Origin of the sequence: Streptomyces sp. ICC1 (genome assembly GCF_003287935.1) — a bacterium.
GTDB lineage: Bacteria > Actinomycetota > Actinomycetes > Streptomycetales > Streptomycetaceae > Streptomyces > Streptomyces tritrimontium.
The window spans coordinates 1,849,104-1,862,671 of sequence record NZ_CP030287.1 but is presented as its reverse complement, the minus strand read 5'-3'; the positions used below and the strand labels follow the sequence as shown (position 1 = coordinate 1,862,671).

At 72.3% G+C, this 13,568-nt stretch carries 15 protein-coding genes; 9 read left to right on the top strand and 6 right to left on the bottom strand.

Going from position 1 to position 13,568, the window contains the following annotated elements; all coding sequences use genetic code 11:
• Positions 1–118 precede the first annotated feature (118 nt).
• Together DRB96_RS08785 and DRB96_RS08780 are read left to right on the top strand one after the other, a co-directional pair.
• Positions 119–322: a cold-shock protein gene (locus DRB96_RS08785; protein ID WP_112447913.1), complete on the top strand. Its 204-nt coding sequence runs from the start codon at positions 119–121 to the stop codon at positions 320–322.
• Positions 323–439: 117 nt separating this feature from the next.
• Positions 440–2,137, top strand: a complete 1,698-nt coding sequence (locus DRB96_RS08780) for a DEAD/DEAH box helicase (RefSeq protein WP_112447912.1) — start codon at positions 440–442, stop codon at positions 2,135–2,137.
• A 102-nt stretch (positions 2,138–2,239) separates the two neighbouring features.
• On the opposite strand, the gene DRB96_RS08775 is transcribed toward DRB96_RS08780, so the two are convergent.
• Genes DRB96_RS08775 through DRB96_RS08755 form a run of 5 tightly spaced genes read right to left on the bottom strand, consistent with a single transcriptional unit; the run spans position 2,240 to position 6,679 of the window.
• Complete coding sequence (locus tag DRB96_RS08775) at positions 2,240–3,172, bottom strand: tyrosine-protein phosphatase (RefSeq protein ID WP_204357680.1); 933 nt, start codon at positions 3,170–3,172, stop codon at positions 2,240–2,242.
• A 31-nt stretch (positions 3,173–3,203) separates the two neighbouring features.
• Positions 3,204–4,304 carry a nitronate monooxygenase gene (locus DRB96_RS08770; RefSeq protein ID WP_112447911.1) on the bottom strand — a complete coding sequence of 367 codons (1,101 nt, stop codon included), beginning with the start codon at positions 4,302–4,304 and terminating at the stop codon, positions 3,204–3,206.
• Positions 4,305–4,308: 4 nt separating this feature from the next.
• Entirely contained in the window at positions 4,309–5,076 is a 768-nt protein-coding gene (locus tag DRB96_RS08765; RefSeq protein ID WP_112447910.1) for a CoA-transferase, read from the bottom strand.
• On the bottom strand, positions 5,073–5,933 hold the full coding sequence (locus DRB96_RS08760; RefSeq protein WP_112447909.1) for a CoA-transferase: 861 nt from the start codon (positions 5,931–5,933) through the stop codon (positions 5,073–5,075). Before DRB96_RS08760 ends, DRB96_RS08765 begins: the two co-directional genes overlap by 4 nt.
• A complete protein-coding gene (locus DRB96_RS08755) occupies positions 5,930–6,679 on the bottom strand; it encodes an enoyl-CoA hydratase family protein (protein WP_112447908.1) in 750 nt (249 codons plus the stop codon). The genes DRB96_RS08760 and DRB96_RS08755 overlap by 4 nt, the downstream gene beginning before the upstream one ends.
• 56 nt (positions 6,680–6,735) lie before the next feature.
• Between DRB96_RS08755 and DRB96_RS08750 the strand changes: the two genes are divergently transcribed.
• Together DRB96_RS08750 and DRB96_RS08745 are read left to right on the top strand one after the other, a co-directional pair.
• A complete protein-coding gene (locus tag DRB96_RS08750) occupies positions 6,736–7,554 on the top strand; it encodes an SDR family oxidoreductase (protein WP_112447907.1) in 819 nt (272 codons plus the stop codon).
• Between the two features lies 1 nt (position 7,555).
• Complete coding sequence (locus DRB96_RS08745) at positions 7,556–8,464, top strand: SDR family oxidoreductase (protein ID WP_112447906.1); 909 nt, start codon at positions 7,556–7,558, stop codon at positions 8,462–8,464.
• Positions 8,465–8,563: 99 nt separating this feature from the next.
• Here DRB96_RS08745 and DRB96_RS08740 read toward each other — a convergent pair whose 3' ends face one another.
• Complete coding sequence (locus DRB96_RS08740; protein ID WP_112447905.1) at positions 8,564–9,169, bottom strand: hypothetical protein; 606 nt, start codon at positions 9,167–9,169, stop codon at positions 8,564–8,566.
• 221 nt (positions 9,170–9,390) lie between these two features.
• Between DRB96_RS08740 and DRB96_RS08735 the strand changes: the two genes are divergently transcribed.
• From DRB96_RS08735 to DRB96_RS08715, 5 genes are read left to right on the top strand one after another with little or no spacing between them, the layout of a single operon-like run.
• Positions 9,391–10,173, top strand: a complete 783-nt coding sequence (locus DRB96_RS08735) for a 2-keto-4-pentenoate hydratase (RefSeq protein WP_112447904.1) — start codon at positions 9,391–9,393, stop codon at positions 10,171–10,173.
• Between the two features lie 12 nt (positions 10,174–10,185).
• Positions 10,186–11,088, top strand: a complete 903-nt coding sequence (locus tag DRB96_RS08730; protein ID WP_204358005.1) for an acetaldehyde dehydrogenase (acetylating) — start codon at positions 10,186–10,188, stop codon at positions 11,086–11,088.
• Positions 11,085–12,185: a 4-hydroxy-2-oxovalerate aldolase gene (dmpG, locus tag DRB96_RS08725; protein WP_112447903.1), complete on the top strand. Its 1,101-nt coding sequence runs from the start codon at positions 11,085–11,087 to the stop codon at positions 12,183–12,185. The genes DRB96_RS08730 and dmpG overlap by 4 nt, the downstream gene beginning before the upstream one ends.
• On the top strand, positions 12,182–13,321 hold the full coding sequence (locus DRB96_RS08720) for a Rieske 2Fe-2S domain-containing protein (protein WP_112453294.1): 1,140 nt from the start codon (positions 12,182–12,184) through the stop codon (positions 13,319–13,321). The genes dmpG and DRB96_RS08720 overlap by 4 nt, the downstream gene beginning before the upstream one ends.
• Positions 13,321–13,560, top strand: coding sequence for a hypothetical protein (locus DRB96_RS08715; RefSeq protein ID WP_112447902.1), 240 nt, complete (start codon positions 13,321–13,323; stop codon positions 13,558–13,560). The genes DRB96_RS08720 and DRB96_RS08715 overlap by 1 nt, the downstream gene beginning before the upstream one ends.
• Positions 13,561–13,568: the final 8 nt, after the last annotated feature.

Here is a 13,568-nt window from a genome sequence, read left to right as displayed (position 1 = left end):
CAGTTGTGGTACCCATGAACTTTATGTGCGCCTGACGGGAATGCTCCGACAGGCGCTTTTATTGTTTTGCCGGAATCTCCGGATGGGGCCCTTTGCCGCCTATTCAGGAGATTCAAAAATGGCACTTGGCACCGTGAAGTGGTTCAACTCGGAAAAGGGCTTCGGCTTCATCGAGCAGGACGGTGGCGGCCCGGACGTCTTCGCCCACTACTCGAACATCGCCACCCAGGGCTTCCGTGAGCTCAACGAGGGCCAGCGCGTGTCCTTCGACGTCACCCAGGGTCAGAAGGGCCCGCAGGCCGAGAACATCCTGCCTGCCTGACGTATTCAGCACGCCGGGGTCCGCACCGAGTAGGTGCGGGCCCCGGCTTGTCTGCTGTTTCGACCTGTTTGTAGCTTTTGTACGCAGTACCTGCCGGTTTCAGGAGGGCTTTCTCGCATGACCAGCTCCAGCTCCGCACGACCCAGCCGCCGCCCCACCCGGGGCCGAGGTGCGGCCCAGGGACGTCCGAAGGCTGGCGCGGGACGGCAGAAGTCCGCCCCCGTAGCCAGGCCCCAAGAATTCACCATGCCCGAACCGCTCACCCCGGCGCTGCCGCCGGTGGTCGCGTTCGAGGACATGGACATGCCCGAGGCGCTGCTGAAGACCCTCGCCGCCCAGGGCGTCACCGAGCCGTTCCCGATCCAGGCCGCGACCATCCCGAACTCCCTCGTCGGCCGCGACCTGCTCGGCCGCGGCCGCACCGGCTCCGGCAAGACGCTGGCCTTCGGCCTGGCGCTGCTGGCCCGGACCGCCGGCCGCCGCGCGCAGCCGAAGCAGCCGCTCGCCCTGGTCCTCGTACCGACCCGTGAGCTCGCGCAGCAGGTGACCGACGCGATGGCCCCGTACGCCACGGCCGTCAACCTGCGCATCACGACCGTCGTCGGCGGCATGTCGATCAACCGGCAGTCCGGCGCCCTGCGCCGCGGCGCCGAGGTGCTCGTCGCCACCCCCGGCCGTCTGAAGGACCTCATCGAGCGCGGTGACGCCGACCTCTCGCAGGTCTCCATCACGGTCCTCGACGAGGCCGACCAGATGACCGACATGGGCTTCATGCCGCAGGTCACCGCCCTGCTCAAGCAGGTCGAGCCCGAGGGCCAGACCATGCTGTTCTCGGCGACCCTCGACAAGAACATCGACAAGCTCGTCAAGATGTTCCTGCACGACCCGGTCGCCTTCTCCGTCGACCCGTCCGCCGGTGCGGTCAGCACGATGGAGCACCACGTCCTGTACGTCATGGACGAGACCGACAAGAAGGCCGTGGCCACGCGTATAGCCGCTCGCGACGGCCGGGTGATCATGTTCGTCGACACCAAGCGCGGCGTCGACCGCATGGTCAAGAAGCTCCTCGCCGACGGTGTCCGCGCCTCCGGCCTGCACGGCGGCCGCTCGCAGCCGCAGCGCAACCGGACCCTCGACTGGTTCAAGACGGGCGAGGTCACCGCACTGGTCGCCACCAACGTGGCCGCCCGCGGCATCCACATCGACGACCTCGACCTCGTCGTCAACGTGGACCCGCCGGTCGACCACAAGGACTACCTGCACCGCGGCGGCCGTACCGCCCGCGCCGGCGAGTCCGGCAGCGTCGTCACCCTGGTCCTGCCGGACCAGAAGCGCGACATGACCCGCCTGATGTCGGACGCGGGGATCTCCCCGCGCACCGCGCAGATCAAGTCCTCCGACGAGGAACTGGTCCGCATCACCGGCGCCAAGGAGCCCTCGGGCATCCCGGTCGTCATGGACGTGCCGCAGGCCACCCCGCCGCGCCAGCGCTCCGCCGGCCAGGCCGGCGGCGGCTCGGGCTCCGGCCAGCGCCGCCGCTCGGGCGGTGCGCGTACGGGTTCCGGCACGGGCGCGGCTCCGGCCGCCGGTGGCGGCCGCGGCCGCCGTACCGGCGGCGCGGGCGCGGCCGGCGGCCAGGCTCCGGCTTCCGGTTCGGGCCAGGCCCGCCGCGGCCAGGGCGGCCAGGGCGCGGCCGCGGGCGGCTCCGGCGAGCGCGGCCGGCGCACCGGGGGCGCCGCCTCCGGCGGCGCTGCCGCCGCGTCCGCCCGCAGCCGGGTGGGTGCCGCGGGCCAGGCCCGCCGCCGTTCCGCCTGACCGTCACGACGTACCGACCACCGCGCCGGGCAGCACTTCGCGTGCTGCCCGGCGCGGTGCTGTGTCCGGCGGCCTCCTGGTGGCGGCCACCGGACTACCGGATCACCGGACCAGCTTGTTCTGGAGCTTCGCCAGCGTCCGCAGGTCCAGGCCGAGGCCGTCCGTCAGGTAGCCGTAGAAGCTGCCGTAGTCGGCCTCCATCTGATCCGTCGCGGAGTCCAGGTAGTCCTGGCGGACCTCCTGGAGCGGGATCAGCAGGTCCGGGTTCTGCATCCGCCCGGACTGCTTGAGACCCGCCCGCACCTGGGCGTCGTACGCCCCGCGGAAGGTGTTCGAGGCCAGGTAGTCGCGCTCGGCGGTGTCCTGTGGGACGGCCAGGGCGCGCAGCAGGACGTAGCTCATCCAGCCCGTCCGGTCCTTGCCCGAGGTGCAGTGGTACAGGATCGGACCCTGCTTGCCGTCGGCGATCTCGCGCAGGGTGGTCGCGAACTGCGCCCGGTTCTCGGGGTTGGTCACGAACGCGCGGTAGATGTCGCGCATGTACGCCTCGGCGCGGCCGCCGCCGAGCATCTGCTCCTGCTTCACGGGGTCGCCGCTGCCTATCGCGCCGACCAGGGTCCCGTACAGGCCGAGGTCGTTGACCGGGCGGGCGGTGGAGGCCAGTCCGGCGGGCAGCTTGTCGGCGCCGTCGTACTGGACCTCCATCGGGATGCGGAAGTCGACGACCTTCGTGAGGCCGAGACCGGCGACGGCGGTGATGTCGGAGGCGGTCAGCTTGCCCAGTGCGTCGGAGCGGTAGACCAGGCCCTGGCGGACCTTTCCGCCGGTCCAGGTGCGGTAGCCGCCCAGGTCGCGGACGTTGACCGCGCCCTGGAGGGGGATCTGGCGGATCGTTTCCGCCGACTGCTGGTGCTGGTGGTGACGTGCGGGGGAGGCGCTGCTGGCCGGCGCGGCGTACGCGGTGGCGGGCAGGGTCCCGAGGGCTAGGGCGGAGGCGAGCACCGCGGTCGCCAGACGGATTCTTGCACGGCTCATCTGGGGCAACTCCTGTAACGGAGAAGGGGAATCACCCTGGTGGTGGCAGGGTGCCGGACGGGTGCGGGGGGATGAGGTGGGGGAGTGTGAGGCCGTGCAGTCCTTCCAGCACGGCGTGGGCCTCGGCCATGACGCGGGTGACGAGCTCCGCACAGGACGGCAGATCCTCGATCACGCCGGCGACCTGGCCCGATGCCATGACGCCGAGGTCCGTACGGCCCTCGACCATGGACGCCTTGAGGAGCATGGGGGTGTTCGCGGCGAGCAGCACCTGGCTCCAGGACAGGTCCTTGCCGTGTTTCATCGCGAGGCCGTCGCGGACCATCTGCGGCCACGACAGGCCCGAGAGCTTCTTGAAGCCGGCCGCGTGCCGCACGGCCTTGGCCAGCGCCCGCGCCCGGCCCGACCGCTCCAGGGAGGCGACGAGCTCGCTGCGCAGCATCCGGTGCGGGAGCCCGTCGACGGCCGTCGTGACGGTGACGTCCTTGACGCCGGCCTTCAGGTACTCGGCCTTGACGGCGTCCGGGACGGTCGAGTCGGAGGTGAGCAGGAACCGGGTGCCCATGGCGATGCCGGCGGCCCCGTAGGCCAGCGCCGCGATGAGTCCGCGGCCGTCGCTGAAGCCGCCCGCCGCGATCACCGGGATGTCCACCGCGTCCACCACCTGCGGAAGCAGCACGGTCGTGGCCACGTCACCGGTGTGCCCGCCGCCCTCGCCGCCCTGAACGATCACCGCGTCCGCGCCCCACGCCGCGACCTTCTCGGCGTGTCGGCGGGCCCCGATCGAGGGGATCACGACCACCCCGGCGTCCTTGAGCCGCGCGATCAGCTCCTTGGACGGGGCGAGCGCGAACGACGCCACCCGCACCCCCTCGTCGATGATCAGCTGGGCGCGCTCGGCCGCGTCCCCGGCGTCCGCCCGCAGGTTGACCCCGAACGGGGCGTCCGTACGGGACTTGACCTCGTGGACCGCGGAGCGCAGCTGGTCCATCGTCATCGTCGCCGAGGCCAGGATGCCGAGCGCCCCCGCTTCGGCCGCCGCCGTCACCAGGCGCGGACCCGCCACCCAGCCCATGCCCGTCTGCACGATCGGATGCCGGACCCCGACCAGCTTGGTGAATGCCGTCTCCATCGGATCAGACCCGCACTTCCCGGTCGCGCAGCCCCTTGGGGTCGATGACCTCGCGGATCAGCCGCAGCTCCTCGGCGCTCGGCTCCCGCGTGTACGGGACCTCCTCGGCCACGGCCAGCTCGAAGCCGGTGGCCGCCCGGACCTGCTCCACCGTGACGCCCGGGTGCAGGGAGGCCAGGCGCATCGAGCGGTCCGGGCCGCCGAAGTCGAAGACCCCGAGATCGCTGACCACCCGGGGGAGCCGGTGGAAGCGGGTCACCCCGGCCGCCTCGGCACGGTCGTGGCCCACGCCGCTCACCATGTCGACGCGCTCGACGAAGACCCGGGTGGAGTGCTTGGGGATCCAGTAGCTCACCGGGTTGTTCAGGGTGTTCACGGGCGCGCCGCGGACCCCGAGGAGCTGGCGGGCCGGCCGCTCCCAGTCGCCGATGCAGGAGATGTTCTGGTTGCCGAACCGGTCGATCTGGCTGGCGCCCATCATCACGTGCCGGTGTCCGCCGGTGACCATGGTCAGGTGGCGGCGGTACGGGAGCCAGCCCTCGGCCGTCCCGTCGAGCCCGACCAGCATGGCCTCGCCGTCGGTCAGCAGCAGGTCGGGGGAGAAGGTCCGCTTCGCCAGCCGGGCCCCGAAGGAGGGCACCAGGCCCATCGGGCTGGCCAGCACCTCGCCGTTGTCGCGCCAGGCCTCGGCGCAGGCGATCACGCAGTATTCGGCGCGGGTGGCGGTGTGCGTCGGCGTGCTGCTCGGCGTGCTGCTCGGCGTGGTGCTCACTTCTGCTCCTCGTGCCAGGCCTGGACGGCCGACTGGTAGGCGTGCTCGCTGCCGCCGGAGAGGAAGCGCCCGGCGAACTCGGGCCAGGGGGTGGTCGCGTACAGCTTCTGGAAGGCCTCGTCCCGGCCGTAGTCGGGGGCGCAGGAGGTGAAGTGGGCCCCGTTCGGGGTCTCCACGACCCCGGTCACCGAGTGGCGGCTGACCAGGAGGGACTGCGGGGGCCCGGCCTTGGAGAGCTCGGCGGTCTCGACGAGCTGCTCGCACGAGACGTACGCGGTGTCGGCGGCCTCGCAGAACAGGTCGTCGAAGTACGGGTCCGGGCCCAGGTACTGGGCGTTGCCGTGCCGGTCGGCGCGGTTGAGGTGGACCAGGGCCGCGTCCATGCGCAGGGCGGGGACGGCGACGAACTCCTCGCCGTCGGCGTAGGGCGAGGTCACGGTGCGCAGCTCGGGATTGACGCGCATGACGTCGGAGCCGAGGCCGGCGCGGACGGGGAGGAAGGACAGCCGGTTGGCGGCGGCGTGCAGGCCCCACATGAACATGGCCTCGTCGAGCTCGGTGAGGGGGAAGGCGCCGCTCTCGCGGGCGGCCCGGTAGTGCGGCTCCAGGGGGATGGAGTCGAGGGTGACGAAGGGCGTGACCAGCTTGGCGATCTTCCCGGCGGCGGCGAGCAGCCCGACGTCGGGGCCGCCGTAGGAGACCACGGTGAGATCGGTGACCTCGGAGCGCAGCAGGGCGCGGACCAGGGCCATGGGCTTGCGCCGCGAACCCCAGCCGCCGATGCCCACGGTCATCCCGCTGCGCAGCCGTCCGGCCACCTCGTCGGCGGTCATCGTCTTGTCGCTCTGGCCGGTCATGCCGGTCCCTCCTTGCCGAAGGTGTCGCGGACCCGGTCGGCGACCCCGCTGAGATTGGCCTCGAAGGTGAAGCCCTGTTCGAAGCGGTAGCTGCGGCGCACGTCCACCGGGTCGATGCCGTTGATGGCCGCCTTGGCGAGCCGGATGAGGTAGCCGTCCTTCTTGGCGATCTCGGCGGCCAGCTCCAGGGCCGCCGCCCGCAGTTCCCCGCGCGGGACCACCTTCCACACCGAGCCGTGGGCGTGCAGTTCGGCGGCGGTGGCGGTGCGCGAGGTGTAGTAGAGGGTGCGCATCAGGTGCTGCGGGACGAGCCGGGCCAGGTGGGTGGCGGCCCCGAGGGCGCCCCGGTCCAGCTCCGGCAGTCCGAAGGTCGCGTCGTCGGAGGCGACGATGGCGTCGGCGTTGCCGACGAGGCCGATCCCGCCGCCGAGGCAGAAGCCGTTCACGGCGGCCACGACCGGCACCTCGCACTCGTACACGGCGGCGAAGGCCTCGTAGCAGCCCCGGTTGGCGCCGATGAGCGAGGCGTGCCCGGTGTCGCGCTGCATCTCCTTGATGTCGACGCCGGCGTTGAAGCCGCGGCCTTCGGCGGCGAGGACCACGCACCTGACCTCGGGGTCCCGGCCGGCCGCGCGCAGGGCGTCGGCGAGGTCGTACCAGCCCTGCACGGGGAGCGCGTTGACGGGCGGGAAGTCGACTGTGACGAGTGCGATGCCCTTGTCGGGGCTTGAGGTGGAGACACCCATGAGCGGATCAGCTACCTTTCCACCAAACATTTGTTAGGTGAGGAAGGTAGCAGCCGATGGAGCTCAACGGGAGGGTTGTCGTCGTCACCGGCGGAACCCGGGGCGTCGGCGCCGGGATCGCGCGGTCGTTCCTCGCGGCGGGCGCCCAAGTCGTCGTCTGCGCGCGGCGGCCGCCGACGCAACCGGTCGAGGTGGAGGGCCGTTCCGCGTCCTACGCCGCCCTCGACCTGCGCAACCCCGCCGCCGTACAGGACTTCTTCGCGTCGGTCGCCCGGCGCCACGGACGCCTCGACTGCCTGGTCAACAACGCCGGCGGAACCCCGTACCGGCTGCTGGGGGAGGGCGAGGCGGAACGCCACGCGCGGGTCGTCGAGCTGAACCTGATCGCCCCGATAACCGCCTCGCTCGCCGCCCGCCCCTGGCTGCGGGAGGCGCGGGGCTCGGGCGTGATGATCGGCAGCGTCAGCGGGACCCGGCCCTCGCCGGGGACGGCGGCCTACGGGGCCGCGAAGGCGGGCCTGGAGAACCTGGCCCGCTCCATGGCCGTCGAGTGGGCCCCCGAGGTACGGGTCAACTCGCTGGTCCTGGGCATGGTGCGGACCGAGCTCTCGCACCTGCACTACGGCGACGAGAGCGGCATCGCGGCGGTCGGCGCGACCGTCCCGCTGGGACGGCTGGCCGAACCCTCGGACGTGGGCGACGCGGCGGTCTTCCTGGCCTCGGACCGGGCGCGGTACGTGAGCGGCGCGAGCCTGCTCGTGCACGGGGGCGGCGAGCGCCCGGCGTTTTTGGACGCGGCAACGGTGAACAAGGCGAACCAGACGAACCAGACGAACCAGACGAACCAGACGAACAAGGCGAACGAGGAGAGCTGACATGGGACTTGCCGAAGGCCGTGTGGTCATCGTGACGGGCGCCGGACGCGGACTGGGCCGGGCCCACGCGCTGGCCTTCGCCGCGGAGGGGGCCCGGGTCGTGGTCAACGACCTGGGAGTCGCACTGGACGGGCTCCCCGCGGCGGACAGCCCGGCGGCGCTCGTGGCCGACGAGATCCGGGCGGCCGGCGGGGAGGCGGTCGCGCACGGCGGGGACATCGCCACCTCGGACGGCGCGGCCTCCCTGGTCGAGACGGCCGTCTCGACGTTCGGGCGGCTGGACACCCTGGTCAACAACGCGGGGTTCCTGCGCGACCGGATGCTCGTGAACCTGGACGAGGACGACTGGGACGCGGTGATGCGGGTGCACCTCAAGGGGCACTTCCTGCCGCTGAAGCACGCGGCGGCCCACTGGCGGGCGGAGGCGAAGGAGGGCCGCCAGGTGGCCGCGCGGGTGATCAACACCTCTTCGGGGGCCGGGCTGCTGGGCTCGGTCGGCCAGGGCAACTACAGCGCGGCCAAGGCGGGCATCCTCGGCATGACCCTGGTCGCGGCGGCTGAGATGGGCCGCTACGGCGTCCAGGTCAACGCGATCGCCCCGGCCGCGCGCACCCGGATGACCGAGCAGGCCTTCGCGGACACCATGGCCGCCCCGCAGGCCGGGGCCTTCGACGCGATGGCCCCGGAGAACGTGTCCCCGCTCGTGGTGTGGCTGGGCTCGGACGCCTCGGCCGGGGTCACGGGCCGGGTCTTCGAGGCGGAGGGCGGCCGCATCACGGTGATGGAGGGCTGGCGGCCGGGTCGGACGGCGGACCGGGGCGCGCGGTGGACTCCGTCGGAGGCGGGGGGGGCGGCGGCGAAGCTGCTCGCCGACTCGGAGCGGCCGCAACCGGTGTACGGGGCCCGCTGACCGGGGCCGTCCGGCGGGCCCGGCCCCCGATGCCCGGCCCCCGATACCCGGCCCCGCGCCGGCCGCGTGTGAGAGCGGCCGGCGCGGGGCCGTTCTCCGTCAGCGCGTCGCGGGCTTCGGGGCGGGGGCCGCCGGGACCACATCGAAGTCGTACTCGTGGATCGTCCGCGCGAAGCCGCAGACGCCGTCCTTGCCGGCGTACCGGCCGTAGTCGAAGGCGAACCCCAGCCCGGCCTTGGACTTCGCATCGGCCCTGACGCGCATCCTGACGTCGGCTCGGGCGCCGGGCTTCAGGACCCCGCCGATCGTGGCGAACTTCGAGGCGTGGGGCATCGTCCGCCACTTCTTCGCGGCCTTGTCGTACCACTGCGTCGTGATCTTGAGCTCCGCGTACGTGTCGTACGCGGAGGCCGAGGCGTCCACGTTCGCGCCCACCGCCTTCAGCGGCGCCTTGGAGGTGTTGACCGAACGGAACGTGAAGGTGGACCAGGTCCCCGCGACGAGCCGGGTCGGGAAGCCCACCAGCTCGGAGGTGCTGCGCTCATCGGCCAGCGTCCACCCCGTGCAGGTGGCGAAGGGATCGGCGGCGACGGGAGCCGGCGCGGGCGGCTCGGCGGCGCTCGCGGCGGGCGCCGCGATCAGGAGGGCAGGTGCCACGACGGTCGTCGCGGCCAGGGTCGCCAGGGTGCGGCGGAGGTGGTTCATGGAACTCTTCCGGTTCTTCGGATTCTGCGGTCTGCGGGCGCGTCGCGCGCACCGCATCTAAGAGCCCCGAACCGCCCCGAAGGTTGCCCGGAGCAAACGGATTGCTCCGGATTCCTTTCCCGGCGGCCTTTCCCGGTGACCGGGAAAACGGCCTCCCGGCGCCGGAGGCGGTCCGTCTAGCCTCGCCGCACCGAATCCGCCCCTCCCCGCAAGGAGCGCACATGCTCTCGGACCGCCACCGGCTCCGCGTCGCTGAACTGCTGCGGTCCGCCGAGCACGGGCGGACCCCGGTCGCTCCGCTCAGCACCCGCTTCCCCGGCATCGACACCGAGGACGCGTACGAGATCCAGCTCCTCAACATCCGCCACCGCTGCGCGAACGGAGAGCGGATCACCGGCCACAAGGTCGGCCTGTCCTCCCCGGTCATGCAGGCCATGATGGGCGTCGACGAGCCCGACTACGGGCACCTGCTGGACGCGATGGAGCTGCGCCAGGACACCCCGGTCCCCACCGCCGCGTACTGCGCGCCGCGCGTCGAGGTCGAGATCGGCTTCGTGCTCGGCGCCGACCTCCCCGGCGAGGGCTGCACGACCGCCGACGTACTGGCCGCGACCGAGCGGGTCGTCCCCGCCCTGGAGCTCATCGACAGCCGGATCGCCGACTGGCGCATCGCCATCGCCGACACCATCGCCGACAACGCCTCCTCCGCCGGATACGCCATCGGGGAGGGACGCGACCCCCGCGAGCTCGACCTGAAGGCCGTCGAAGCCACCCTGACCTGCGGCGCGGACACCCTGGCGCGCGGCCGCGGCGACGCCGTCCTGGGGGACCCCGCCGCCTCCGTCGCCTGGCTCGCGCGCACCGTCGCCCGCTTCGGGGTCGGGCTGCGCAAGGGCCACCTCATCCTGCCCGGGTCCTGCACCCGCGCCGTGGACGTGGCCGCCGGGCGGACGTACACCGCCGAATTCACCGGGCTTGGCCCGGTGTCGCTCTCCTTCTCCTGAAGCTCTGAGGTGATCACGATCAAGACGAAAGCGACCGCCGCCATCGTCGGCTCCGGGAACATCGGAACCGACCTGCTCTACAAGCTCCAACGCTCCCCGTACATCGAGCCCCGCTGGATGATCGGCGTGGACCCCGACAGCGAGGGCCTCGCCCGCGCCCGCCGCGCCGGACTCGACGCCTCCCACGAGGGCGTCGACTGGCTGCTCGGGCAGGACGAGCTCCCCGACCTGGTCTTCGAGGCCACCTCCGCCTCCGTGCACCGGGCCAACGCCCCGCGCTACGCCGAACTCGGCATCAAGGCCGTCGACCTGACCCCCGCCGCCGTCGGCCCCGCCGTCATCCCGCCCGCGAACCTGACCGCCCACCTCGACCGGGCCAACGTCAACATGATCACCTGCGGCGGCCAGGCCACCATCCCCATGGTGTACGCCGTCTCCCGCGTGGTCCCCGTCGCCTACGCCGAGATCGTCGCCTCGGTGGCCTCCGTCTCGGCCGGCCCCGGCACCCGCGCCAACATCGACGAGTTCACGCGCACCACCGCCCGCGGCATCGAGGAGATCGGCGGCGCCGCCCGCGGCAAGGCCGTCATCATCCTCAACCCCGCCGACCCGCCGGTCATCATGCGCGACACCGTCTTCTGCGCGATCCCCGCCGACGCCGACCGGGGCGCCATCGCCGCCTCCGTCCAGCGCGTCGCCGCGGAGGTGGCCGCGTACGTACCCGGCTACCGGCTGTGCGCCGAGCCGCAGTTCGACGACCCCGACCCGCTGGGCGGCGGCACGGCCCGGGTCGCGATCTTCCTGGAGGTGGAGGGCGCCGGCGACTACTTGCCGCCCTACGCCGGAAACCTCGACATCATGACCGCCGCCGCCGCCAAGGTCGGCGAGGAGTTCGCGAAGGGAATGCTCGCGTGAGCACACGCACGACGTACTCCGACACCCTCGACATCCGCGTCACCGACTCCTCGCTGCGCGACGGATCGCACGCCAAGCGCCACCAGTTCACGGGGGAGGACGTCCGGTCGGTCGTCGCGGCCCTCGACGACGCCGGGGTCCCCGTCATCGAGGTCACCCACGGGGACGGCCTCGGCGGCTCCTCCTTCACCTACGGCTTCTCCAAGACCCCGGAACAGGAACTCATCAAGATCGCCGCCGACACGGCGGTGAACGCGAAGATCGCCTTCCTGATGCTGCCGGGCCTCGGCGTGAAGGACGACATCCGCGCCGCGCACGCGGGCGGCGGGCAGATCTGCCGGATCGCCACCCACTGCACCGAGGCCGACATCTCCGTCCAGCACTTCGGGCTGGCCCGCGCGACGGGCCTGGAGACCGTCGGATTCCTGATGATGGCCCACTCCACCACCCCCGAGAACCTCGCCCGCCAGGCCCGGATCATGGCCGACGCCGGCTGCCAGTGCGTGTACGTCGTCGACTCCGCGGGCGCCATGGTCATGGACGAGGTCACCGACCGGGTCGCCGCGCTCGTCGCCGAACTCGGCGACGACGCGCAGGTCGGCTTCCACGGACACGAGAACCTCGGCCTGGGCGTGGGCAACTCCGTCGCCGCCGTCCGGGCCGGCGCGCTCCAGATCGACGGCTCGACCCGCCGCCTCGGCGCGGGCGCCGGCAACACGCCCGTCGAGGCCTTCGCCGCCGTCTGCCTGAAGATGGGCATCCGCACCGGCATCGACGTCCTGAAGATCATCGACGCGGCCGAGGACGTGGTCCGCCCCGTCATGGACGAGGAGTGCCGGCTGGACCGCATGGCCCTGCTCATGGGCCACGCCGGCGTCTACTCCAGCTTCCTGCGGCACGCCTACCGGCAGGCCGGGCGCTACGGGGTCTCCGGCGCGCGGATCCTGCTGCGCGCGGGCGAACGCCGCCTCGTCGGCGGCCAGGAGGACCAGCTCATCGACATCGCCGTCGAACTCGCGGCCGAAGCCGCGCGAAGCGTCGGCGCGCCCGACCGCGCACCGCACGACACCACAACGAAGTGGAGGGCCACCACGTGACCGCGATCGAAGAAGAACCCCGTGTCATCGAAGCGGCGGCCGCGCCGACCCGGTTCGCCCGCGGCTGGCACTGCCTGGGACTCGCCTCCTCCTTCAAGGACGGCGCCCCGCACGAGGTCGAGGCCTTCGGGACCAAGCTCGTCGTCTTCCAGGGCGCCGACAGCGCGGAGCTCGCCGTCCTGAACGCCCACTGCCCCCACATGGGCGGCAACCTCGCCCACGGCACCGTCAAGGGCGACACCGTCGCCTGCCCCTTCCACGACTGGCGCTGGTCCGGCGACGGCCGCTGCGCCGCCGTCCCCTACGCCCGCCGCGTCCCGCCGCGCGCCAGGACCCGCGCCTGGACGGCCCTGGAGCAGAGCGGCCAGCTCTACGTCTGGCACGACCCCGAGGGCAACCCGCCCCCGCCCGAGGTCGCGATCCCCGTCATCGAGGGCGTCGGCGACCCCGAGTGGAGCGACTGGAGCTGGAACTCCCTGCGCGTCGAGAACTCCAACTGCCGCGAGATCGTCGACAACGTCGTCGACATGGCGCACTTCTACTACGTGCACTACGCCTTCCCGCACTACTTCAAGAACGTCTTCGACGGGCACGTCGCCACCCAGTACATGGAGTCCACCCCGCGCGGCGACGTCGACCTCGGCACCCTCTCCACCGGTGGCGGCCTGCGCTCGGACGCCTCGTACCACGGCCCCTCGTACATGATCGACCGGCTGTGGAGCGACGTCGGCGCAGGCGTCGAGCTCGAATCCGTCCTCGTCAACTGCCACTACCCGATCGACGAGAACAGCTTCGTGCTGATGTACGGGGCCATCGTCAAGAAGCTCCCCGGCATGAGCGACGAGCAGGCCGCCGAGGCGGCCCGGCTCACCTCCGAGGGCCTGGCCGTCGGCTTCGAGCAGGACGTCGATATCTGGAAGAACAAGACCCGCATCGACAACCCCCTGCTCACCGAGGAGGACGGCCCGGTCTACCAGCTCCGCCGCTGGTACGAGCAGTTCTACGTAGACGCCGCCGACGTCAAGGACGAGATGGTCCGACGCTTCGAGTTCGAGATCGACACCACCCGGGCCACCGCGGCCTGGAAGGCGGAGGTCGCCGAGAACCTCGCCCGCCGCGCGGCCGGGACCCGGTGATGACCCCGGTCGTGTGCGGGGAGTGCGGCGCCCGGGTGCTGTGCGAGAAGTTCAGCCCCGCCCACACCCAGATCCAGTGGACGGACGAGGCCGCCGTGCTCCCCGGGGGTTGCCCCCGCATCGCCGCCGCGGTCGCGGCGGGCCTGCCGAGCGGCGGCGTCCGCTCCTGCGGAGCCCTGCGCGAGGGCATCGAGGCGGCCGTCCTGGAGGGCCGCCTGGAGGTGCCGGCCGATGTCTGACACCGTCG